The following is a 20,391-nucleotide window of genomic DNA, read 5'->3' on the forward strand; positions in this document are numbered from 1 at the left end:
CCCACGGCGCCTTGCGCACCACGACGTCGCGGTCCTTCTGCGCCAGGCAGCCGCCCACGGCGATCTGCATGCCCGGATGGCCCGCCTTGATCGGCGCGAGGTGGCCGAGCGTGCCGTAGAGCTTGTTGTCGGCGTTCTCGCGCACCGCGCAGGTGTTGAAGACGACGAGGTCGGCCGTCGCGCCGGGCGCGGCCTTCACGTAGCCCGCGTCCTCCAGCAAACCCGACAAGCGTTCGGAATCGTGCACGTTCATCTGGCAACCGAAGGTGCGGACCTCGTAACTGCGTGCTGTGCCCTCGGCGGGCGCGGGAGACAACACTGCCTGTCCGATCGAATCCACCCGTCCAGGGTACGGGGCGGCCTCCGGTGGCTTTCGCGGGCATCGACGCAGGCTCGGGGCGGTCCACCGCCGACGACGGAGGAACCGCGAAGTTACGCGCACATGTCGAATCGGCGTGGCGAGAGGGTGTGTCGCCGAAAGTCGGGCAAATTTCCGATTTTTGCCTAAGGTCATGACCATGACCGACGACGACGCCGCGCCCGCCACGACCGGGGACGCCTCTGCCGGGGCCGTCAACGCCGCCACCAGCGGCCCACCGATGATCTTGATGCGCAAAGTGGACAAACACTTCGGCGACCTGCACGTACTCAAGGACATCAACCTCGAGGTCCCCAAAGGGCAGGTCGTCATCGTGCTGGGCCCCTCGGGATCCGGCAAGTCGACGCTGTGTCGCACCATCAACCGGCTGGAGCCGATCGATTCCGGCGACATCGCCATCGACGGTGTCCCGCTGCCCGCCGAGGGCCGCGCGCTGGCCGCGCTCCGCGCCGACGTCGGCATGGTCTTCCAGTCCTTCAATCTCTTCGCGCACAAGACGATCCTCGAGAACGTCGTGCTCGCGCCGGTCAAGGTCCGCAAGATCAAGAAGGACGCCGCCCGGACCCGCGCCATGGAGCTGCTCGACCGGGTCGGCATCGCCGATCAGGCCGACAAGTACCCGGCGCAGCTGTCCGGCGGCCAGCAGCAGCGCGTCGCCATCGCCAGGGCGCTGGCGATGAACCCGAAGGTGATGCTGTTCGACGAGCCGACCTCCGCGCTGGACCCGGAGATGGTCAACGAGGTGCTCGAGGTCATGGTGTCGCTGGCCAAGGACGGGATGACGATGCTGGTCGTCACCCATGAGATGGGCTTCGCGCGCCGCGCGGGGAATCGGGTGCTGTTCATGGCCGACGGCCAGGTGGTGGAGGACGCGACGCCGGACACCTTCTTCACCGCCCCGAAGTCCGAGCGAGCGAAGGATTTCCTGGGCAAGATCTTGAGCCACTGACCTGCCGGACACAGCGGCCAGCACACCCACTGGATAGGGAGAAGGAACTCGATGAGGATCAATCGCGCTCTGCGCATCGGTGTCGGGGCGATCGCCCTGACACTCGCCGCCGCAACCGCCACCGCGTGTGGCGGCGGCGGCGACAAGTCCGCCCTGGATCACGCCAAGGACGGCAAGCTCACCATCGGCATCAAGTTCGACCAGCCGGGTCTGGGCCTGCGGAACAAGGACGGGTCCTACAGCGGCTTCGACGTCGAAGTGGCCAAGTACGTCGCCGGGAAACTGGGTGTGCAGCCGAACGACATCACGTTCAAGGAAGCGCCGTCGCCGCAGCGTGAGACCCTGATCGAGAACGGACAGGTCGACTACATCGTCGCCACCTACTCGATCAACGACAAGCGCAAGGAGAAGGTCGACTTCGCCGGTCCGTACTACGTCGCGGGACAGTCGCTGCTGGTGCGCGCCGACAACACCGACATCAACGGCCCGGACAACCTGAAGGGCAAGAAGGTCTGCTCGGTGAAGGGCTCCACCCCAGCCCAGAACATCGAGAAGAACTTCCCCGACACGCAGTTGCAGACCAACGACACCTACTCGCTCTGCCTCGAGGGCCTGCGCGCCGGATCCTGGGACGCGGTGACCACCGACGACATCATCCTGGCCGGTTACGCGGCGCAGAGCAGCGGCGCGTTCAAGGTGGTCGGCAAGCCGTTCACCACCGAGAACTACGGCATCGGGTCGAAGAAGGGCGACAAGGAACTGCGCGACAAGATCAACGACGCGATCGAGGCGATGATCGCCGACGGTTCCTGGAAGAAGGCGTTCGACTCGACCGTCGGCGCCTCGGGCTACCAGGCCCCGCAGCCGCCGACGGTGAATCGGTACTGAGCGTCCGCACCGTTCGCCTCAGCACGGGTGGCCCGTCCCCGACCGGGCCGGGCCACCCGCCGCACCTCCCCTGACCATCGCGACCCGATCGGAGGAACGCGTCCGCCGTGTTCGACCTGATCTCGAGGTACGACAGCCAAATCCTCGAAGCCTTCTGGGTGACCATCCAGCTGACCGTGCTGTCCGCGGTCGGCGCGCTGATCCTCGGCACCGTCGTCGCGGCGCTGCGCGTGTCCCCCGTGCCGGTCGCCCGCTGGGTCGGCACCGCCTACGTCACCATCTTCCGCAATACTCCGCTCACGCTGATCATCGTGTTCATGTCGCTGGGCCTCTACACGACAATGGGCTGGCGCCTCGCCGGCGAGGGCCCGAACTCGCTGGCCCAGAACAACTTCCGCTTCGCGGTCGTCGGCCTGAGCATCTACACCGCCTCCTTCGTCTGCGAGTCGTTGCGCGCGGGCATCAACACCGTGCCGATGGGCCAGTCCGAGGCGGGCCGCTCGCTCGGATTCGGCTTCCTGCAGAACCTGCGGCTGGTCGTGCTGCCGCAAGCCTTCCGCTCGGTGATCGCCCCGCTGGGCAGCGTGCTGATCGCGCTGACCAAGAACTCCACCATCGCCTCGGCGATCGGCGTCGCCGAAGCGGCGACCCTGATGGCGGAGATGACCGAAACCGAGGCCGCGGTGCTGGCGATCGGCGCGATCTTCGCGCTCGGCTTCGTGATCCTGACCCTGCCGACCGGCCTGTTCTTCGGCTGGCTGGCCAAGAAATACGAGGTGTCCCGATGAGCGCAGGCGCTTCGGTCCTGTTCGACGCGCCGGGCCCGAAGGCGAGGCTGCGCAACAACGTCTACTCGCTGCTGGTCGTGGTCGCCGTGGCCGCGACGAGCTGGGTGCTCTATCGCGGTTTCGCCGACAAGGGGCAATTCACCGCGGAGAAGTGGAAGCCGTTCCTGGAGGCGGAGGTCTGGTCGACCTACCTGCTGCCCGGTCTGCGCGGCACCGTCGTCGCCGCGCTGCTGTCCATCGTGTTCGCGCTGATCATCGGCATGATCTTCGGCGTCTTGCGGCTGTCGGACCATCGCGTGGTGCGCTGGGTCGCGGGCACCGTCGTCGAGGTGGCGCGCGCCATCCCAGTGCTGATCCTGATGATCTTCCTGTTCGCGGTGTACTCCCAGTACGACGTGTTCCAGTCCGAGGATCTCGCGCTCGCCGCGGTGGTCACGGCGCTGACCGTCTACAACGGCTCGGTCATCGCGGAGATCGTGCGCGCGGGCATCCGCTCGCTGCCGAAGGGGCAGACCGAGGCGGCCGTCGCGCTGGGCATGCGCAAGAACCAGCTGATGCGGTTGATCCTGCTGCCGCAGGCGATCACGGCCATGCTGCCCGCGCTGGTCTCACAGATGGTGGTCGCGCTCAAGGACTCGGCGCTGGGCTACCAGATCACCTACGTCGAAATCGTGCGCTCCGGCCAGCAACTCGGCGCGGCCGAACAGAACACGATTCCGGCGCTGATCGTCATCGCGATCGTCATGATCGCGCTCAACAGCGCGCTGACGCTGGTGGCGACCAGGCTGGAACGGCGGCTGCGGGCGCGCAAGCGCGGAAAGGGCGGCGGCGCGGTCCTCGCCGCGGACTCGGTCATCACCGATGCCGCGCCCGGCGTCGACCTCGGCCAGAAGCCCTGAGCCGGGCTGCGGAAACCTTGCCGCGCAAGCGAACTGGCTAGCGCGCGGCAATTCCGCACGGGTGCCGGAGTGTTGTGCTCGAGCTGAGCGCAACACTCGTGCCCTCGGCGGCGTCCCGTCAATCTCGTAGGCATACGCCGATCCCCGGTATTCGACCGGTGGGACGGTCATCAGCGCGTCATACCTGCGGGAGTTGATCGATGACCAGCCGTACCTCCGACCTTCTCTTCGACGAGTCCTTCTCCTTCCCCGGCGAACTGCGCCACCCCGGAAACGCGGGCCCCGCACGGGTCGCGGTGATCGGCGCGGGCGCGAGCGGTCTGGCCGCCGCCTACGAGCTGCAACGCCACGGTCTGGACGTGACCGTCTATGAGCGCACGGCACGTCCCGGTGGGCGGGTCCGCACCTGGCGGTTCTGGGACGGCACCCACGGTGAACTCGGTGCGATGCGGATCCCGGGCAACCATCACTGCACGCTGCACTACGTCGACGAGTTCGGCTTGGCCACCAGGCCTTTCGTCAACGCGAATCCGGATGCGTACTACCTGCTGCGGGGCCGTCGGGTGCGCAGGTCCCAGGTGGAACAGGTGCTGCCCGCCTACCAGCTGGAGGAGGCCGAGCGCACCGACCCGCTACTGGTGCTCGAGCGGCTGCTGCGCGCCGCCTGGCAGGGTCTCGGCGATCATCGGCGCAAGGCCCTGCTGGCCGGTGACGTGGCCGACCCGGAGCTGGACCGGCTCGCGGCGACCTCGCTGTGGCAGTTCACCCGGCAACGCCTCTCGCCGGACGCCTGGGATCTGATCGGGCATGCCAGCGGGCTGCTGCACTACGAGCACGCCTCGCTGCTGGAAGTGCTCGTGGATTACTTCGGGTTGTTCAATGTCGACCAACTGGAGCTGGTGGACGGCACCGATGCGCTCATCCGCGGTTTCACCGACGCGCTGCGCCCGGGCAGCCTGCGGCTGGCCACCCGCATCACCGAACTGCACGTCACCGGCGACGGCGTGCGGTTGCGCGGCGAGCGGCACGGCGCGGCGTTCACCGACGAAGTCGACTTCGTGATCTGCGCGGTACCCGCGCCCGGCCTGGATCAGATCGACATCTCCCCCGCGCTGCCCGCGCCCCAGCGGCAGGCGATCCGCGGCATCAGTTACGCCAGCAGCACGAAGACCCTCGTCCACGTCCGTGCGCGGCACTGGGAGCACGTCGACGGGATCTTCGGCGGCGGCAGCTTCACCGATCTGCCGATCCAGCAGGTGTGGTACCCGTCCGACAACGCCCGGCTCGCCCCCGAGTCGGCCCGCTGGAGTGCGGCGGATCCCGAGCGCTCGCACGCACCGGCCGTGCTCACCGCGGCCTACCTGTGGGAGAACAACGCCCGGCGGTTCGCGGCGCTGCCCGAGACCGACCGCACCAGAATCGTGCTCGCCTCGCTCGAACAGCTGCATCCCGGCCTGACCGCCGTCGTCGACGACGTCGTGCACTGGGCCTGGGACGAGCAGGTCGGCATCGGCGGCGGGGCGTTCGCCTACCTGGCGCCGGGACAGCACGCGCGCTACCTCGCGGAAATCGGCGCACCGCATCCGCATCCGGCGCCGCGGGTGTTCTTCGCAGGCGAGCATCTCTCGGTCGCGCACGCCTGGATCCAAGGCGCGCTGCAATCGGCGCTGGAGTCGGTGCGCCACGTGCTGGATCAGGTGAGCGTGCCGCGTGCGGCTTGATCGCGCGACCTGGGTGCTCGCCTCGGTGAGCACCGTATGGGGCGCCAGCTACACGGTCACCGGCTGGGGTCTGCGCGAACTGGACGTGGTGACCTTCAACGCGATCCGCTTCGCCGCGGCCGCGCCACTGCTGCTGGTCCTCGCGTGCGCCGTGGAGGGCAGGCCCGCCATCGCGAGCCGGTGGTGGCCGCGGCTGGCGCTGTCGGCCGCGATCGGCATCGTGGCGTATCAGCTGGCCTTCAGCGCCGCGGTGGCGCTCACCACGGTCACCGAGTCCGCCATCCTGATCGCTTTGTCGCCGTTCTGGACCGCGCTGCTCGCGCGGCTGAGCGGTGAGCCCGTCCGCGCCGCCGTGCTGATCGGCGCGTGCGTGGCGATGGCAGGCGTGGTCCTGGTCGTCCTCGGCCGCGAGGCGGGCCACGCGGCGCCGAACCGCGCGCTCGGGGATCTGGCCGCTTTGGTCGCGTCCGCGCTGTGGGGCGCCTACCCGGTCGTCACCCGCCCCCTGCTGGTCGATCACAGCCCCCTGCGGGTGACGGCGTGGGCCTCGGTGATCGGCGCCGCGGTACTGCTGCCCGCGGCATCCGCACTGGCACCGCCGCGCGATGCGCCGAGACTTTCCGGAACAACCCTGGTATCACTGGCCTTTTCCGTGCTGGCCGTGACCATTTACGGCCTCGTGGCGTGGTACTGGGGCGTGCGGCGGGTGGGGTCGGTGCAAACGATGGTCTTCATGTTCGCGGTGCCGGTGGCGGCGGTGGTGTTCGCCGTCGCGGCCGGCACAGAACGCGTCACCTGGCCGCAGGTCGCCGGTGCGGGGCTCGTGCTCGCGGCATTGACCTGTAGCCGACGCAATCCGAAAGTCCTCGACACAGGAGTAGGAAATGACGGTTACCACGACCTCGATCACGCTGGAACGCGCGACGCTCATCGTTAGCGAGGCGCTGGCCTACGGCGCCGCGCACGGGTTCGACCCGCTCACGGTGGCGGTTCTGGATCCCGGCGGCCATCTCGTCGCGTTACAACGCCAGGACGGCTCCGGCATCCTGCGACCACAGATCGCGATCGCCAAGGCCTGGGGCGTGCTCGGCCTCGGCGTCTCCAACCGCGAGATCGCCCGCCGCGCGGCGGCCGCGCCGACCTTCTTCACGTCGGTGGCCGTGCTCGCCGAAGGGCGCATCCTCGATGTCCCCGGCGGTGTCTTCATCCGGGACTCGGCGGGCGGGATTCTCGGCGCGGTCGGTTCGACTGGGGCCGCGACTTCCTTGGAGGACGAACGCGCCGCCGTGGCGGGTATCGAGGCCGCCGGTCTATCCGCCGATACAGGAGAGGTGTAGACCGACGATGCCGCACCCGAAACCCGCGCAGCGTTGCACCTCCGCCGCGGCGGTACGAAGGGTACAGACCTCGACCGCCGCGGGCCGGGCCCCGATCGGCTGTCCGAGCAGCGACAATCAGCAAACCGATCGAAAACGCCGTAGTCGCCCGCGTTTTCGCTAGCACGGCGGCTGCGCCGGGCCGTACCCCGAGCAGTAGCCGCACACCGACCATCCGTATCCCGCACAGCCGACCGGCGTGGAGCGCAGTTGTGAGCGGGATAGGGCTTCCACCCACCGGGCCGGATCCGGTCGGCGCCCACCGTGCGCGCTCCCCCGCACGACCACACATCGCTTCGGCAGCGGTGACCGTGCCGATTCCGGTGAGGTCGGTACCGCCGACGAACTTCCACCAACTCGCTTGGTTCGACTGCCTCAGGTATACGACAACGCCTCGACCTGGTGAAGCACGGCTCCGATCGCCGGGAGCCGCATGGGCGAGTTCAGTCGATGGTCTCGTCGAGATCGCCCTCGAACCCCTGATCGGCCAGTTCGGCCTTGACCACCCGATACGCCGTGGACTGACCGTAGCCACGGCGGGCGAGCATGCCGACGAGGCGGCGAATCATCTTGTCCCGGTCCAGATCTCGCGGCAGAGAGCGCAATTTGCGGCGGACCAGCTCGGCGGCGCGGGTTTCCTCGTCGTCGGTGGTGATGGCGTCGAGGGCGGCCACGGCATCCGATTGCGCGACGCCCTTGCGCCGAAGTTCTTGCGCGAGCGCCTGCTTGCCTTTACCGGAGAAGGTGTGCCGGGAGTGCACCCATTGCTCGGCGAAGGCGGCGTCGTCGACGAGACCCACTTCGCCGAGGCGATCGAGCGCCCGTTCGCTCACTTCGGCCGAGTACCCCTTGGCGGCCAGACGCTGAGCCAGCTCGGCACGGCTGCGGGCGCGAACGGCGAGCAATCGGAGACACGCCTCCTTCGCCTGTTCGACCGTTCCGGCTTCGGATCCGGCCGCTCCCGGATCGGCCGTTGGTCCTTCGGTGAGACCGGAGTCGGCCGAGGGCGAGCCGATACGCGCCCGCGCACCCCGGGGACCACGACGGGACCCAGCCGGGCGCGCCCGCTGCGGATCGGACGCGCCCGGCCGAGTTCCCATGGTGTCCGGCGCAACCGAACCACCTTCGGCCCTCCGGACGAGCTCGGCGTCCTGTCCGCGGGACCGGGCACCGTCTGGCGAACCGGAAGCGGACAAGAGTTCTTCCAGCCGACGCCGCATCTCCTGCACCGCGTCGGCCCGTGGCCGCCCGGAATCGGCCGGACCCGTTCCGGGCGAGCGACGGCTGTGCGTCGGCTCAGAAATCGGCGGGCACCTCCGCGGCCGCATCGGCCGTCACGTCGGCGCCGATGCCGAGCTTCTCCTTGATCTTCTTCTCGATCTCGTCGCGGACGTCGACGTTCTCCAGCAGGAACTTGCGGGCGTTCTCCTTGCCCTGGCCGAGCTGATCGCCCTCGTAGGTGTACCAGGAGCCGGACTTGCGGATGAAGCCCTGCTCGACACCCATGTCGATGAGCGAGCCCTCCTTGGAGATGCCGTGCCCGTAGAGGATGTCGAACTCGGCCTGCTTGAACGGCGGGGAGACCTTGTTCTTCACGACCTTCACGCGGGTGCGGTTGCCCACCGCGTCGCTGCCGTCCTTGAGCGTTTCGATGCGGCGCACGTCCAGGCGCACCGACGCGTAGAACTTCAGCGCCTTGCCGCCGGTGGTGGTCTCCGGCGAGCCGAACATCACGCCGATCTTCTCGCGCAGCTGGTTGATGAAGATCGCGGTGGTGCCGGAATTGTTCAGCGCGCTGGTCATCTTGCGCAGCGCCTGACTCATCAGGCGGGCCTGCAGACCGACGTGGCTGTCGCCCATCTCGCCCTCGATCTCGGCGCGCGGCACCAGCGCGGCCACCGAGTCGATGACGATGATGTCGATGGCGCCGGAGCGCACCAGCATGTCGGCGATCTCCAGCGCCTGCTCACCCGTGTCGGGCTGGGAGACCAGCAGCGCGTCGGTGTCGACGCCCAGCTTGCGGGCGTAGTCCGGATCGAGCGCGTGCTCGGCGTCGATGAACGCCGCCACGCCGCCCGCGGCCTGCGCGTTGGCCACCGCGTGCAGCGCCACGGTGGTCTTACCCGAGGATTCCGGGCCGTAGATCTCGACGATGCGGCCGCGCGGCAGGCCGCCGATGCCCAGCGCCACGTCGAGCGCGATCGAGCCGGTGGGGATCACCGAGATGGGCTGGCGCGCCTCCTCGCCGAGGCGCATGACGGCGCCCTTGCCGAAGCTCTTCTCCACCTGGGCCAGCGCGAGTTCGAGCGCCTTGTCCCGGTCGTACGCCTGTGGTGCCATGGTCCTGCTCCCCTTTTCGACGGGTAAGTCTCGTTCTGTGGTTGGCGCCTACAGTAGAGCGCGGCACCGACAAGTTCTGGCGACCAGCCTAGACGAACAGGTGTTCGAGTCAAGCGACGCGCCCGGCGCGCAGCACACCGCTCGCGCCCTCTCCGGCGAACGCCGCGCGATCAGCGCACCAGGGCGATCCGGTCGGTGTCCAGCAGCGTCTGCGCCTGTTTGAGCACGCGCAGGGAAGGCGTCACTTCCACGTCGGTGATCCCGTCCAGCGCGCCGAGGCGCTCGGTCACGTACCGGTAGAGATCCGCGGTGTCGCGGCAGATGATCGAAGCGAACACATTGGACGGCCCGGTGGTGGCGGCGACGAACACGATCTCCTGGTGCGTCGCCAGCGCGCGCCCCACCGCGTCCAGATCGGCGGGCCGCACGCGCAGCCAGAGCGCGCCGCGCACGCCGTAGCCCATCCGCTCGATCGCGAAATCGACGTCGAAGTACAGCACGCCCGCCGCGGTCAGCTCGGCCATGCGCCGCGCGACTCGCGGCGCTGTCCACCCGGTTTCGGCCGCGAGCTGGGCATACGGAGCGCGCCCGTCCCGGCCGAGCAGCGTGAGCATCGCCTCGTCGGCCGCCGAAAGGTGCACCGGTGCGTCCGGTCCCGCGTCCGCGGTCCGGGGCCGGGCGGGGCCGAGTGCGTCGAGCTGGGCGTCGGTGAGCAGGTGCCGATAGCGCGGCCACTCCTCGTCGAGCGGAAAACGATGGATGACCTCGTACGCGGTCAGCGCCAGCACTTGCGGGGCGCGCGGCAGGATCTGCAACAACAGCGCGTCGCGCCGCTCGATCGAGCGCGGCCTGCCCACGCAGGTCACCTCGGAGCCGGTGGACAGCAGGGTCACCCAGCTCAGATCCGGGAACCGGGACAGGGATTCGGCCAGCCGCAGCGCTTTGTCCGGTGTCGATTTCAAGCGCAGCACCCAGCGCGCGTGACCGAGCGGCGCCGCGTTCACCTGTCCGGCCACGTGCAGGATGCCGCATTGCCGCAACGCGCGGTAACGTCGCGCCACCGTCTGCTCGGAGACGCCGAGAGCGCCGCCCAGCCGGGCGAACGGCATCCGGGCGTCGTGAACCAGCGCGTGCACGATCTGTTTGTCCAGGACATCCAGATCAGAAGATTCCCTCGGGCCATCGTCGCGCACAGGAGGAATCTAACGCAATTGCCGCTGTGGCTAGGCGGATCCGTCCGATTGCCGCACGCTTGGCGTCGAAATCATTCGAATCCGCCGTGGAGGCTCCCGTGAGGAAATGGCTCCCCCTGTTCGCCGCGTGCCTCGGCACGCTGATGCTGCTCATCGACGTCACCATCGTGAACGTCGCCCTGCCGGATATCGCCGCCGATCTGGACACCGGATTGTCCGGCTTGCAGTGGGTGGTGGACGGCTACGCCTTGGCGCTGGCGGCGCTGCTGCTGGTGCTCGGCTCGCTCGCCGACCGGGTCGGCGCGAAGCACGCCTACCTGGCCGGACTGGTCGTCTTCGCGATCGCGTCGCTCGGGTGCGGCGTCGCCGAGAACGCGGCGGCCCTCGTCGCGGCGCGGGCGCTGCAAGGCGTCGGCGGCGCGGCCATGTTCGCCACCACGCTGTCGCTGCTGCACGCCACCTACACCGGCCGTGACCGCGGCGTCGCCTTCGGCGTCTGGGGCGCGGTGTCCGGTGCGGCGGCGGGCATCGGAGTGGTGCTCGGCGGCGTGCTCACCGAGGCGTTGTCGTGGCGCTGGATCTTCTTCGTCAACCTGCCCATCGCCGTGCTGGCGATCGGGCTGACCGCCACCGTGTTCCCGCCCGTCCAGCGGCGCGTGGGCCGAGCGGTGGACCTGCCGGGCATGCTGGCCTTCGCGACCGCGGCGACGGCGGTCACCTACGGCGTCATCCGCGGCGGCGAGCACGGCTGGACGGACGCGGCCGCGGTGACGGCGTTCGCGCTGGGCGCCGCCGCGACCGCGATCTTCGGCTGGGTCGAAGCGCGCGGCGCCGCACCGATGTTCCCCTTGGCACTGCTGCGCAACCGCGATTTCGGCGCGACCCTGTTCGGCGCGTCCGGACAGACGTTCGCCGCGTTCGCGAGCACTCCCCTGGTCTCGCTGTGGCTGCAACAGCAACTGCGCATGTCGCCCCTGCACGCGGGTCTGGCGATGCTCCCGATGGCCGCGACCGCGTTCGTGGTGGCGGGCGCCTTCGGTCGGCTGCTGCACGATGTCGCGCCGAAATGGACCATCGGCGCGGGGTTGGTGGTGGTCGGCCTGGGCAGTTGGCTGCTGATGATCGTCGGCGCCGAGTCCTCCTGGGTCGCGCTGATCCCGGGATTCGTGGTGATCGGCATCGGGATCGGCGTCAACGCGCCCGCGCTGGTCTCGGTCGGCATGGCGGCGGTCGCCCCGGAGCAAGCGGGCACCGCCGCGGGTGCGGTGAACACTGCCCGGCAACTGGGCCTAGCGCTCGGCGTCGCGGTGCTCGGCACCGTCTTCCGCGGGGTGGCCGACGCCGCGCAGCCGATGACGTCGCCGCACTTCGTCGCCGGGCTCGACGCGGCGTTCGGCATCGCGGCGGCGGTGGGCATGGGATTCGGACTGGTCGCGTTCGGACTGTTTCACCGGAAGCGCGCGGACGCCGGATCGCCCGAAGCCGAGCGGCAGGCCGTCGCCGCCTGATCGCGATCCGGCACGAAGAGACGGCGGCGTCCCGGACGGGCGCCGCCGTTTCCCGTGCCCCGGCGGCCCTAACGCTGCGGCAGCACCGACTCGTCACCAGGCTCGCGTGGCCCGAAGATGCGCCGCTCGGATTCCCCGATCGGGACATCGTTGATGCTGGCCTCACGCCGGGACATCAGCCCGTCCGGCGCGAACTCCCATTGCTCGTTGCCGTAGCTGCGGAACCACCGGCCGGACTCGTCGTGCCATTCGTACTGGAACCGCACGGCGATGCGGTTGCCGTGGAAGGCCCATAGATCCTTGCGCAGCGCGTAGCCGTTCTCGATGGACCACTTCCTGGTGAGGAACTCGACGATGGCGTCACGGCCGGTGAAGAACTCGTCGCGATTGCGCCACACCGAATCTTCGGTGTACGCGGCGGCGACCCGTTCGGGATCGCGCGTGTTCCAGGCGTTTTCCGCAGCCCGCACCTTGGCTTCGGCGGATTCCGCGTCGAACGGGGGTAGCGGAGGTCGCATGGGACAACTCCTTTTCTCGAAGTCTCAAGGATTCACGGGAGAAAGTTCGGCAGGGCCCCATCGCAGCGCTCCCCTGGATCGCTCGACCACCTCTTCGATGGTGAAATCGAGGGAGCACTGCGCGCCCGCCGTGAAGGTCTCGGCTGCCCAGACCAACTCGGCCGTGCCGGTGAGCTGCAACGTGGCGCCCGTGGACCAGTCCGGGATCAGGATCCCGCAGCGGGGGTTGACCGCGAGGTTACCGAGCGTCATGAACATCGAATTGCCCCGATAGTCCGGCCAGCGCAGCCGCGTGGGCGAGAGCACTTGCAGGAAGCCGGGATTCCCGCCGCGATGCGAGGCGTCGGCGTTGCCTTCCTCGTCCGCGGTCGCGACGAAGAACGTGTCGGCCGAGGCGATCGCGGACCGCTGCTCGGCATCCAATTCGACACCGCGACGCACCGCGGGCGTCGTAGCGCCGGGCGTGTAGCTCGCGACGTCCCGGCGGGAGATGTACTTGGGACAATTCGAGTACACCTGATCGGTGACTATGCGCACGCCCGCGTCCTCCGGCGCGGACCTCCCATTGACGCGCATCCGCCTGCGCCGCTGCGGTTGCAGGGCGATCATGCCGACGCGAGACCGGCGGGTCAGCGCTTCGTGCAGCGGGTCGGCGGCAGCGGGCATGGTGCCGATCGAAATGGTCCGGTCGTCCACCGCTCGGACGAATCCCGGCTGCCCGACCAGCTCGCTCGCCCACAGCCTGCCCGCCGCGTCGGCGGCGGCGAGCACCACCATCCGCTGTTCGGCCAGGAACTCGGCCGCGACCGCGGGGATATCGGCGCGGATCATGCGACCGACCCGTCCGGCGATGTCCGCCTGCCCCATCCGGCGCTGCACGGCGACCTCCCCGCGGTGGAACGCCTCCATCGCGATACTCCCTTCGCTACGCGGCCGAATCAGAAGAAGCCGCAGGTCGGTGCCGCACCGCTGGGCGCGGGAGCGGATTCCGCGCCACTGGGCGCGTACACCTCCAGCCGGATGCCGTCGGGATCGGTGAAGAAGATCCCACCGGAGGCGACGCCCTCGCCGTGCGCCACCACGCCGTCGTGGGCGAAGGTGACCGAGAGTTCACGCAGCACCCGTTCCACCGCGCGTACCTCGTCGATGCTGTCGACCTGGAACGAAAGATGATGCAGCCCAGGCGTTTCGGTGGAGAACGCGCCGCCGCTCTGCTGCCACAGCGTGACCACCAGCTTGCCGTCGCGACCGAGGAAGGCCCAACGGCGCTGCTCGTCGGCGCTCGCGGCGAGCTGTTCGAAACCAAGGGCCCGGCGGTAGAAGTCCACCGAACGATCCAGATCCGAGACGTTCAGGCCGATGTGCCCGGTGCTGAGCTGAGGCGCGGCAACCGTGGTCATGAGTTCCTCCTCGGAAGATTCAACCGCCTTATGCGGTTTCACTGGTTAGAACGTACCGACCCGGGAACAATGGTGTCAACCATCTAAATAATTTTCAACGGTTAGAAAGGAGGTGACGGCCGTGGACGACGGCGCCCACTCGGTACCCTCGGGCATGCCCGATCCACGCCCCCACCTCGGTGAACCCCTGGCGCTCGATCTGCTGAACACGAGATGGATCGAGCACGGACCACAGGACCTGCTCACCGATGTCACCGGCCTGCACACCTGGCTGGCGTCGGCGGGCCTCACCGATCGCGCGACCGCCGACGAAGCCACCTTGAACGCGGTGCTGACCGCCCGGACCGCCATCTACGACGTGGTGGTGCACGCTTCCCCCGCCGGACTCAACGACGTGCTGGAACACGGCCGCGTCCGCCGCGCGCTCACCGCGTCCGGGCCCGCCGACCTGGTGGACGTCCCGGAGCAAGCTTGGTTGCCCGGCTGGCTGGCTGCCGACAATCTGCTGGAGCTGCTGCGCACCGCACCCGATCGGATCCGCCAATGTGCGCATCCGGAGTGCGTGCTGTTCTTCTACGACACCTCGAAGAACGGAACCCGCCGCTGGCACTCCATGGCCACCTGCGGCAACCGCACCAAAGCGGCGCGGCACTACGCGCGAAAACCCTGAGGCTCAGAACAATTCGTCGAGCAGCCGGTAATACGTCAAGCGGCTCTCGTCCGGCTCGGCCAGTCCGTAGGCCGCGAAGAAGGCCGTCACCTCCGCTTCGCCGAAATCCGCGCGCAGGTCGCGGACGGCGAGCGCCAGGTCACGGTAACGGTCGGAAACACCGAGCCCGCCGACATCGAGGAGGACGCCGTTCGCCAGCACGTTCGGCGGGGTGAAATCACCGTGCGCCACCACCAGATCCTCACGCTCCGGCCGCTGTGCCAGCAGCCGCTCGAGGATCTCCGCGGGGGTGGACCCGGCGTTGTCGTCGTCGAAATCGTCCGCGTCGACGAGACCTTCGACCACGTTGCGGCGCGCCCGCGCCAGCACGACGTCCAGGCGTCCGTCGAACGGGCACTCGCCGACCGGAATGCTGTGCAGCCGGCGCAACAGCGCGCCGAGCACGGCGCCGATCGAGGCCGCGTGAGCGCCGCCGGAGCCCGCCGACAAGCTGGGCGCGCCCACGTCCGCGAGCACCAGCACGTCGTCCTCGAACGCCGTCACCTCCGGCACGGCGATCCCGCGCTCACGCAGCCAGGTGAGCCGCCGATACTCGGCGACGGCCTTCGGACCGCGTTTGAGCCAGTAGGCGCCGTCGACGCGCACCACACCACCGCTCATGCCCTCGTGCTCGTCCGACCAGCTCGGCACCTCGCCGAACAACGCCGCGACGGTGGGCGGCAACGGAATCGGCAGCTCGCCCAGCGTGTCCAGCGCGGTGCGGGTGGCTTCGATCTCCTCGGGATCGCCCTCGGCCACGCGCAGCCGCATCGCCTCGGCCAGCAGTTCGCGCGCCTCGGCCAGGTGGTTCCGTTCGGCGAGCGCCTTGCCCAGGTGCTGCACGGCGAACGAGAGCACCTCCGGCGCGGCTACCCGCGCGTGTTCCACGGCGCGGCGGTACAACGTCTCCGCGGTGCCCGCGTCGCCGCGATAGCGGTAGACGTCGCCCAAGTTGATCCACACGGTGATCCGGCGCCGCTCCGTGTCCACCAGTTCGAGCGCGCGATCGAGGTGGTCGAGCGCCTCGTCGTAGCGGCCGAGCAGCATCAATTCGATGCCGGTCTGCCGGTAGCTCGCGAAGTCGTCGGGGTGTGCCTGCGCTACCCGGACCGCCAAACGTTCCGGGTCGTGCGGGATCATCCGCTGCCGCTCGTCGAACCGGTACAGCGGCTCGTCGCGCTCCACCTGCCCGGGGGCGCTCACCAGCGCGTCCTCGGCACATCGAATTCGGCGCACAGGGCGCGCCAGACGTCGCGGGGATCGGTTCCGGCCTCGATGGCGGCGGCGCCGGTGCGCCCGCCCAACGCCGGGATCACGTGGTCGGTCAGCAGGGCGTCGCCGCGGGCCACACCGAACTCGGTGTGCAACAGTTCCTGAAACTCGGTCAACCGCACCGTCCCGAACTTACTCCCGTCCCCCGCGTTCGCTGGTCAGGGGCACGCCCGGCACCCGCTCCGGTCAGGGTTGGACGGCGTAACAGACCTGGTGGCACAGGGCGACCGGGTCCGGGAAATCGCGCGTGGCGGCGGCCTCCCTCGCCGCTCGGGTGTAGCGCGGGTCGGCGAGGATCGCACCGACCGCGGCACGGACGGCCTCGGGTGAAAGCGGCCGGACGACGATCGAACTACCTTGTCGCGCCGCGCGATTGGCCAGCTCCCACTGGTCGCCGCCGCCGGGAACGGTGACGATCGGGACGCCGGCGGACAGCGTTTTGGCGAGCAGGCCGTGACCGCCGCCGCCGACGACGACGGACGCGTGGGTCAGCAGTTCGTCCTGCCGCCCCAACCCCGCCGTGGCCCATGGCGGAAGATCGGCGGGCGGCGTGTCCAGCATCGAAATGGCCACGCGGACACCGGTTCCCTCCAACGCCCGCAGGACGGTCTCGGCCATGCCCGCCACACCGGTGTGCGCGGTCGAGGGCGCGACCATGACCAGCGGCGCGTCCCCGGGCGGCAGGTCCAGGATCGCGTCGGTCGGCTCCCACAGCAGCGGGCCGATCACGTGGGCGGATTCCGGCCAGTCGGGGCGCGGTACCTCGAGCGCGGGCAGGGTGGCGATCAGGCGCGCGGCGGGCCCGGGATCGACCGCAGGCAGGCCGACGCTCTCGCGCGCCCGCTCCCGCTGGCGACGCCCGCTCCGCAGCGCGCGTGCGGTCATGCCGCGCAGTACGCCGTCGCGCACCCGACCGCGCAGACCCGAACCGGGCGCGAGCCCGCTTCCGATGGGCGGCAACCCTTTCGACGGCAGGTACAGCGGATGCGGGGACAGCTCAACCCAGGGGACGCCGAGCCGTTCCGCGGCCATGCCGCCGCCCGCGGTCAGCACGTCGGAGATCACCAGTTCGGGCAGCATGGCGCTCAATTCGGGCAGGATCTCGGTAGAGATGTGCGCGGCCCGCTCGTGGATGCGCTGCCCGGCGTCGGCGTCGTCGTCCACCGGTCGCGGCGCTAGGCCTTTCAGTCTGCGCACCCCGATTCCGGCGGCGAGCGCGGCGTCGAACCACCGCGGACCGGTGAACAGGACGGGCTCGTCACCGGCCGCCAGGAATTTCGAGCACAACGCGATAGCGGGGAACGCGTGACCGGGATCGGGCCCTGCGACGACGGCTACTCGCATCCGCCTAGCCTGCCACAACCCCTTCGAGGTCGATCACACCCGCATCGCGGCACCGCTCGCTACAGCTTGCTCACCGTCGACTTGTCCGAGCCCGAGACCGCCTTGTACAGCAGGTACAGCCCGAACACGATGGCGCTGATCACCAGGATGGGGAACAGGCCTTTGATCAGCGCGCCGATGACGGCCAGCGCGATCCAGACGACCGCGACGATGCCGATGATCTTCCACAACATTTCGATGCCTCCAAGAAGTCGGTTTCCGCTTCGAGCATGGCACTTGGATCAGCGGAAATCACCAGGTGGGGAGGCATTTCGGGGTGTAAATCAGGGTTCCCCCTTAGGCCGGCGCCCCGCTTGTCGCGCGGCGATCGGGGTTTCGCCGCCGACCGAAGATCTCCCGTCCCGAACACGCCACGATGGTGTGCGCGTCGGAGGACGCGCACACCATCGTCGAGGACGAGCCGATCAGCGGGGCTCGGCGTCCGGCAACTCGCCGGCCAGAGGATCGTCGTGCGGCATGCCATCCGGTTCCCGCATACCGAGATCGGCAGTGTCGACCGCGTAGGGGTCGACCATCGGATCCAGGCCCATGCGCGACCGATCGCCGGACGCCGGCATCCGCAACGTCTCCTCGTCCGGACCCGTATTGTTCCGCATACGCGCGGTGGCGACGCCTCCCGGCTCCCCGGTCCGCCGCTCCGGCGGGCGGGTCATCGCGGGGCGGGTGCGCGGCGGCTGCGGCACCGGCTGCCTGCCGTAGACATCCCAGGCGGACTGATCCGGATCGATCTGATAATGGTCGAACAGTTCCTGCTCGGCCTGTGGGCTGATCTGCCCGTTGTGGTCCAGCTGCGGCGAGGCCTTGACCGCGTCCTTACCGACTCGCACCTGCAACACGGCCGCCTCGGGGCGATGCTCGGCGCCCGCAAGCGGGACCAACGCGTCGGCGCTGAACAGACCGGTGGATACCGCGATCCAGGTGGGCGATCCGGAATTGTTGTCGACGTAGACCCGTTTGACCTTGCCGATCTTCTCGCCTTCGGGGCCGTACACCGAGCTGCCGATGAGCGTTTCCAGCATTTCAGTCATGGGTTCCTCCGCAGTTCGTCCGTGCGATGCGCAGCTCGACAGAACGCGGCTGTCCACCGCGCGTGCTGGGAAAAGCAGTTCAATCGCTGGTGGGTCGATCCGTGACGTCGGGGCTCGCGACGACGCGCTGCGTTCTGCGCGACAGCCGCACCGGGTCCTCGGCGCTGTCACACGTCAGATACCGGCTGACGTCCAGCCGCTGCGTGTCCTGGTCGAGCAGCGATCGACGGTAGGAAACATCGAGCATGACGTGCTCCTGCCAGTAGTGCATGTGCCCGGCCCCAGACGAGACCGGAAATGATCAGCTACATGATGGCAACTACCCGTACATTCCTCGACCAAACCAGGCTCAGTACCCAATTCGCCGACACGCCGCGCCAGAAGCGACGACACAGCTATCTGATAGCTATTCGTTATGTATTTCGCTGCGAGTTCCCCGCGCGCCCACGCTTGATCAGCATCAGCGCCGACGGTCCGCTGGTGAATCGGAAGTCCTTGCCGCGATGGTCGACCTCGCCATCGGTGGCCAGCGACACCGCCTCCTCGGCGACCCGCACATCCACCCGGGAAACCCTGCGGTGCCGATAGGTGGGCGAATACTCCAGCGTGCCGGTGAACGTCGCGAAGACCAGCCGCAGCCGCGAGAACGGGACATCGGCGCGCAAGTAACGGACATCGAGGGTGCCGCCGCGCAACTCCGGACGCGACATGGGGATCTGGTCGGCCGGGTGGTAGGTGCCGTTGCCCACGAACAGCATCCAGAGCGCGGTGTGGGCGCCATCGACGGTGACGTGCAGCGGCTGGGCGCGGAACAGCACGCGCACCATGGCGATTCCCGCCGCGGGCCATTTGCCGATCCGCCGTTCCCAGCGCTCGCGAACACGGACGAAATCGGGATAACCGCCGAGACTGGCGGTGTTCACGAAGGTGCGCTGCTCGGCGCCGTCCAAACAGACACCCGCCACGTCGACCCGCACCGCTTCGCCCGCTTCCAGCCCGGCGACGGTCACGTCGGTCCGCTCCACTCCGGCGTCCCTGGCGAAGTGGTTCAGCGTGCCACCCGCGAATACCGCCAGCGGCAACCGGTGACGGACCGCGTACTCCGCGACGGCCGACACCGTTCCGTCCCCGCCGACGACGCCGAGAGCGCGGAGATCGTCGCGCCTCATTAGTTCGTCGACCCGCTCCTCGAAATCGTCGCCGCCCAGTTCCAGCACCTCGGCGGCGGGCAGTCGCTCACGCAGGTCGGCGAGCGCGTCGTCGCCATCGCCCGATCCCGCGTGCGGATTGCCGATCAGCAGCAATCCGGCGCCCTTCGGCAGCGGGTCGATGTGTTCGACCGGACCGAGCGCGGCGGGTTCGTCGTCGCGCACCGCCCACCACCGCCGAGTGACCAGTGCGACCGCGCTACCGAACAGCGCGCCCGCGACCACATCGGAGGGCCAGTGCACGCCGATGTGCACACGCGAATATCCCACCGCGGCGGCGACCGGGACCACCGCGACGGCCGCCGCGGGCGATTCCAGCGCCAAGCCCGTCACGAAGGCCGCGGCGGAGGCCGCGTGCCCGGAGGGGAACGATGACGAGACCGGCGGCGCGACCAGCCTGCGCACGAACGGAACGGATTCGTCCGGCGGACGACGGCGCGGGAACAGCGGCTTGGCCACACCGTTGGCCACGCCGCTGGCGATGCTCAGCGCGAGCAACCCGCGCACCGCGCCGCGCCGGGCCGAGCGATCTCCGGCGACGAACAGGACCGCCCCGAGCGCCATCCACAAGCGACTCTTGTCGGCGGCGGTGCTCAATGCCTTCAATGCCCGGTCCGCAGGAGTCGCACGCACGCGCGCACTGCGGCCGACCAGCCAGCGATCCAGGCTGCTCGTCATCCCGATCACCCCACCGTCGCGTTCGCGAGTCGAGAGAAACCGCATCGCCGCAGCCTACCGACCGCTCGAGCGCCGCGCCCACACGACCGCTCCATGCGGACGCGAGTGCTCAGGCGTGCGCCGGATCCCCGGC

The 20,391-nt window shown here is 69.2% G+C and carries 22 protein-coding genes and 1 pseudogene; 9 read left to right on the forward strand and 14 right to left on the reverse strand.

Features of this window, described 5'->3' with window-relative positions; all coding sequences use genetic code 11:
- Window positions 1-253, reverse strand: a pseudogene (locus tag AB0L97_RS09010) (tRNA (N6-isopentenyl adenosine(37)-C2)-methylthiotransferase MiaB); the annotation flags it as partial.
- A 346-nt stretch (window positions 254-599) separates the two neighbouring features.
- Here AB0L97_RS09010 and AB0L97_RS09015 point away from each other — a divergent pair.
- From AB0L97_RS09015 to AB0L97_RS09045, 7 genes are all read left to right on the forward strand, one after another.
- Window positions 600-1,328 (forward strand): amino acid ABC transporter ATP-binding protein, encoded by a 729-nt coding sequence (locus tag AB0L97_RS09015; RefSeq protein ID WP_355071010.1) that lies wholly within the window; start codon window positions 600-602, stop codon window positions 1,326-1,328.
- Between the two features lie 51 nt (window positions 1,329-1,379).
- Complete coding sequence (locus AB0L97_RS09020; protein ID WP_355070239.1) at window positions 1,380-2,216, forward strand: glutamate ABC transporter substrate-binding protein; 837 nt, start codon at window positions 1,380-1,382, stop codon at window positions 2,214-2,216.
- Window positions 2,217-2,323: 107 nt separating this feature from the next.
- A complete protein-coding gene (locus tag AB0L97_RS09025; protein WP_355070237.1) occupies window positions 2,324-3,004 on the forward strand; it encodes an amino acid ABC transporter permease in 681 nt (226 codons plus the stop codon).
- The gene (locus tag AB0L97_RS09030) at window positions 3,001-3,903 is read left to right on the forward strand and encodes an amino acid ABC transporter permease (protein ID WP_364426824.1); all 903 of its coding nucleotides are present in this window, start codon (window positions 3,001-3,003) and stop codon (window positions 3,901-3,903) included. The genes AB0L97_RS09025 and AB0L97_RS09030 overlap by 4 nt, the downstream gene beginning before the upstream one ends.
- A 200-nt stretch (window positions 3,904-4,103) precedes the next feature.
- The gene (locus AB0L97_RS09035; RefSeq protein ID WP_364426827.1) at window positions 4,104-5,624 is read left to right on the forward strand and encodes an NAD(P)/FAD-dependent oxidoreductase; all 1,521 of its coding nucleotides are present in this window, start codon (window positions 4,104-4,106) and stop codon (window positions 5,622-5,624) included.
- Window positions 5,614-6,561, forward strand: a complete 948-nt coding sequence (locus tag AB0L97_RS09040; RefSeq protein ID WP_364426830.1) for a DMT family transporter — start codon at window positions 5,614-5,616, stop codon at window positions 6,559-6,561. The genes AB0L97_RS09035 and AB0L97_RS09040 overlap by 11 nt, the downstream gene beginning before the upstream one ends.
- Window positions 6,509-6,961, forward strand: a complete 453-nt coding sequence (locus AB0L97_RS09045; RefSeq protein ID WP_364426833.1) for a heme-binding protein — start codon at window positions 6,509-6,511, stop codon at window positions 6,959-6,961. The genes AB0L97_RS09040 and AB0L97_RS09045 overlap by 53 nt, the downstream gene beginning before the upstream one ends.
- Window positions 6,962-7,443: 482 nt before the next feature.
- Here the strand turns inward: AB0L97_RS09045 and recX are convergent, their stop codons facing one another.
- From recX to AB0L97_RS09060, 3 genes are all read right to left on the reverse strand, one after another.
- The gene (gene recX, locus AB0L97_RS09050; RefSeq protein WP_356962442.1) at window positions 7,444-8,016 is read right to left on the reverse strand and encodes a recombination regulator RecX; all 573 of its coding nucleotides are present in this window, start codon (window positions 8,014-8,016) and stop codon (window positions 7,444-7,446) included.
- A 280-nt stretch (window positions 8,017-8,296) separates the two neighbouring features.
- Window positions 8,297-9,340, reverse strand: coding sequence for a recombinase RecA (gene recA / locus AB0L97_RS09055; RefSeq protein ID WP_039799269.1), 1,044 nt, complete (start codon window positions 9,338-9,340; stop codon window positions 8,297-8,299).
- 170 nt (window positions 9,341-9,510) lie between these two features.
- Window positions 9,511-10,533 (reverse strand): Lrp/AsnC family transcriptional regulator, encoded by a 1,023-nt coding sequence (locus AB0L97_RS09060; RefSeq protein WP_364426837.1) that lies wholly within the window; start codon window positions 10,531-10,533, stop codon window positions 9,511-9,513.
- Between the two features lie 98 nt (window positions 10,534-10,631).
- On the opposite strand from AB0L97_RS09060, the gene AB0L97_RS09065 reads away from it, so the two are divergent.
- Complete coding sequence (locus tag AB0L97_RS09065) at window positions 10,632-12,041, forward strand: MFS transporter (protein ID WP_364426840.1); 1,410 nt, start codon at window positions 10,632-10,634, stop codon at window positions 12,039-12,041.
- A gap of 68 nt (window positions 12,042-12,109) precedes the next feature.
- On the opposite strand, the gene AB0L97_RS09070 is transcribed toward AB0L97_RS09065, so the two are convergent.
- Genes AB0L97_RS09070 through AB0L97_RS09080 form a run of 3 tightly spaced genes read right to left on the reverse strand, consistent with a single transcriptional unit; the run spans window position 12,110 to window position 13,959 of the window.
- Window positions 12,110-12,559, reverse strand: coding sequence for a nuclear transport factor 2 family protein (locus tag AB0L97_RS09070; RefSeq protein WP_355070223.1), 450 nt, complete (start codon window positions 12,557-12,559; stop codon window positions 12,110-12,112).
- A gap of 24 nt (window positions 12,560-12,583) precedes the next feature.
- The gene (locus AB0L97_RS09075) at window positions 12,584-13,468 is read right to left on the reverse strand and encodes a pyridoxamine 5'-phosphate oxidase family protein (protein ID WP_364426845.1); all 885 of its coding nucleotides are present in this window, start codon (window positions 13,466-13,468) and stop codon (window positions 12,584-12,586) included.
- A 29-nt stretch (window positions 13,469-13,497) separates the two neighbouring features.
- Window positions 13,498-13,959 carry a VOC family protein gene (locus AB0L97_RS09080; RefSeq protein WP_355070219.1) on the reverse strand — a complete coding sequence of 154 codons (462 nt, stop codon included), beginning with the start codon at window positions 13,957-13,959 and terminating at the stop codon, window positions 13,498-13,500.
- A gap of 154 nt (window positions 13,960-14,113) precedes the next feature.
- Between AB0L97_RS09080 and AB0L97_RS09085 the strand changes: the two genes are divergently transcribed.
- Entirely contained in the window at window positions 14,114-14,629 is a 516-nt protein-coding gene (locus AB0L97_RS09085; protein ID WP_356962441.1) for a CGNR zinc finger domain-containing protein, read from the forward strand.
- A gap of 3 nt (window positions 14,630-14,632) precedes the next feature.
- Here the strand turns inward: AB0L97_RS09085 and AB0L97_RS09090 are convergent, their stop codons facing one another.
- The 7 genes from AB0L97_RS09090 to AB0L97_RS09120 all read right to left on the reverse strand — a co-directional run bounded on the left by AB0L97_RS09090 (window position 14,633) and on the right by AB0L97_RS09120 (window position 20,303).
- Window positions 14,633-15,871 carry a phosphotransferase gene (locus tag AB0L97_RS09090; RefSeq protein WP_355070216.1) on the reverse strand — a complete coding sequence of 413 codons (1,239 nt, stop codon included), beginning with the start codon at window positions 15,869-15,871 and terminating at the stop codon, window positions 14,633-14,635.
- Complete coding sequence (locus tag AB0L97_RS09095) at window positions 15,868-16,062, reverse strand: DUF3046 domain-containing protein (RefSeq protein ID WP_355070215.1); 195 nt, start codon at window positions 16,060-16,062, stop codon at window positions 15,868-15,870. The genes AB0L97_RS09090 and AB0L97_RS09095 overlap by 4 nt, the downstream gene beginning before the upstream one ends.
- Window positions 16,063-16,126: 64 nt before the next feature.
- Window positions 16,127-17,284, reverse strand: a complete 1,158-nt coding sequence (locus AB0L97_RS09100; RefSeq protein ID WP_364426851.1) for a nucleotide disphospho-sugar-binding domain-containing protein — start codon at window positions 17,282-17,284, stop codon at window positions 16,127-16,129.
- 59 nt (window positions 17,285-17,343) lie between these two features.
- Entirely contained in the window at window positions 17,344-17,517 is a 174-nt protein-coding gene (locus tag AB0L97_RS09105; protein ID WP_355070211.1) for a hypothetical protein, read from the reverse strand.
- Window positions 17,518-17,748: 231 nt separating this feature from the next.
- A complete protein-coding gene (locus AB0L97_RS09110; RefSeq protein ID WP_355070209.1) occupies window positions 17,749-18,372 on the reverse strand; it encodes a PRC-barrel domain-containing protein in 624 nt (207 codons plus the stop codon).
- Between the two features lie 79 nt (window positions 18,373-18,451).
- Window positions 18,452-18,619, reverse strand: coding sequence for a hypothetical protein (locus tag AB0L97_RS09115; RefSeq protein ID WP_355070207.1), 168 nt, complete (start codon window positions 18,617-18,619; stop codon window positions 18,452-18,454).
- A 166-nt stretch (window positions 18,620-18,785) separates the two neighbouring features.
- A complete protein-coding gene (locus AB0L97_RS09120) occupies window positions 18,786-20,303 on the reverse strand; it encodes a phosphatase PAP2 family protein (RefSeq protein ID WP_364426857.1) in 1,518 nt (505 codons plus the stop codon).
- Between the last annotated feature and the right edge of the window lie 88 nt (window positions 20,304-20,391).

The sequence above is a fragment of the Nocardia sp. NPDC051911 genome, assembly GCF_040681035.1.
In the GTDB taxonomy this organism is placed as follows: Bacteria; Actinomycetota; Actinomycetes; order Mycobacteriales; family Mycobacteriaceae; genus Nocardia; species Nocardia sichangensis.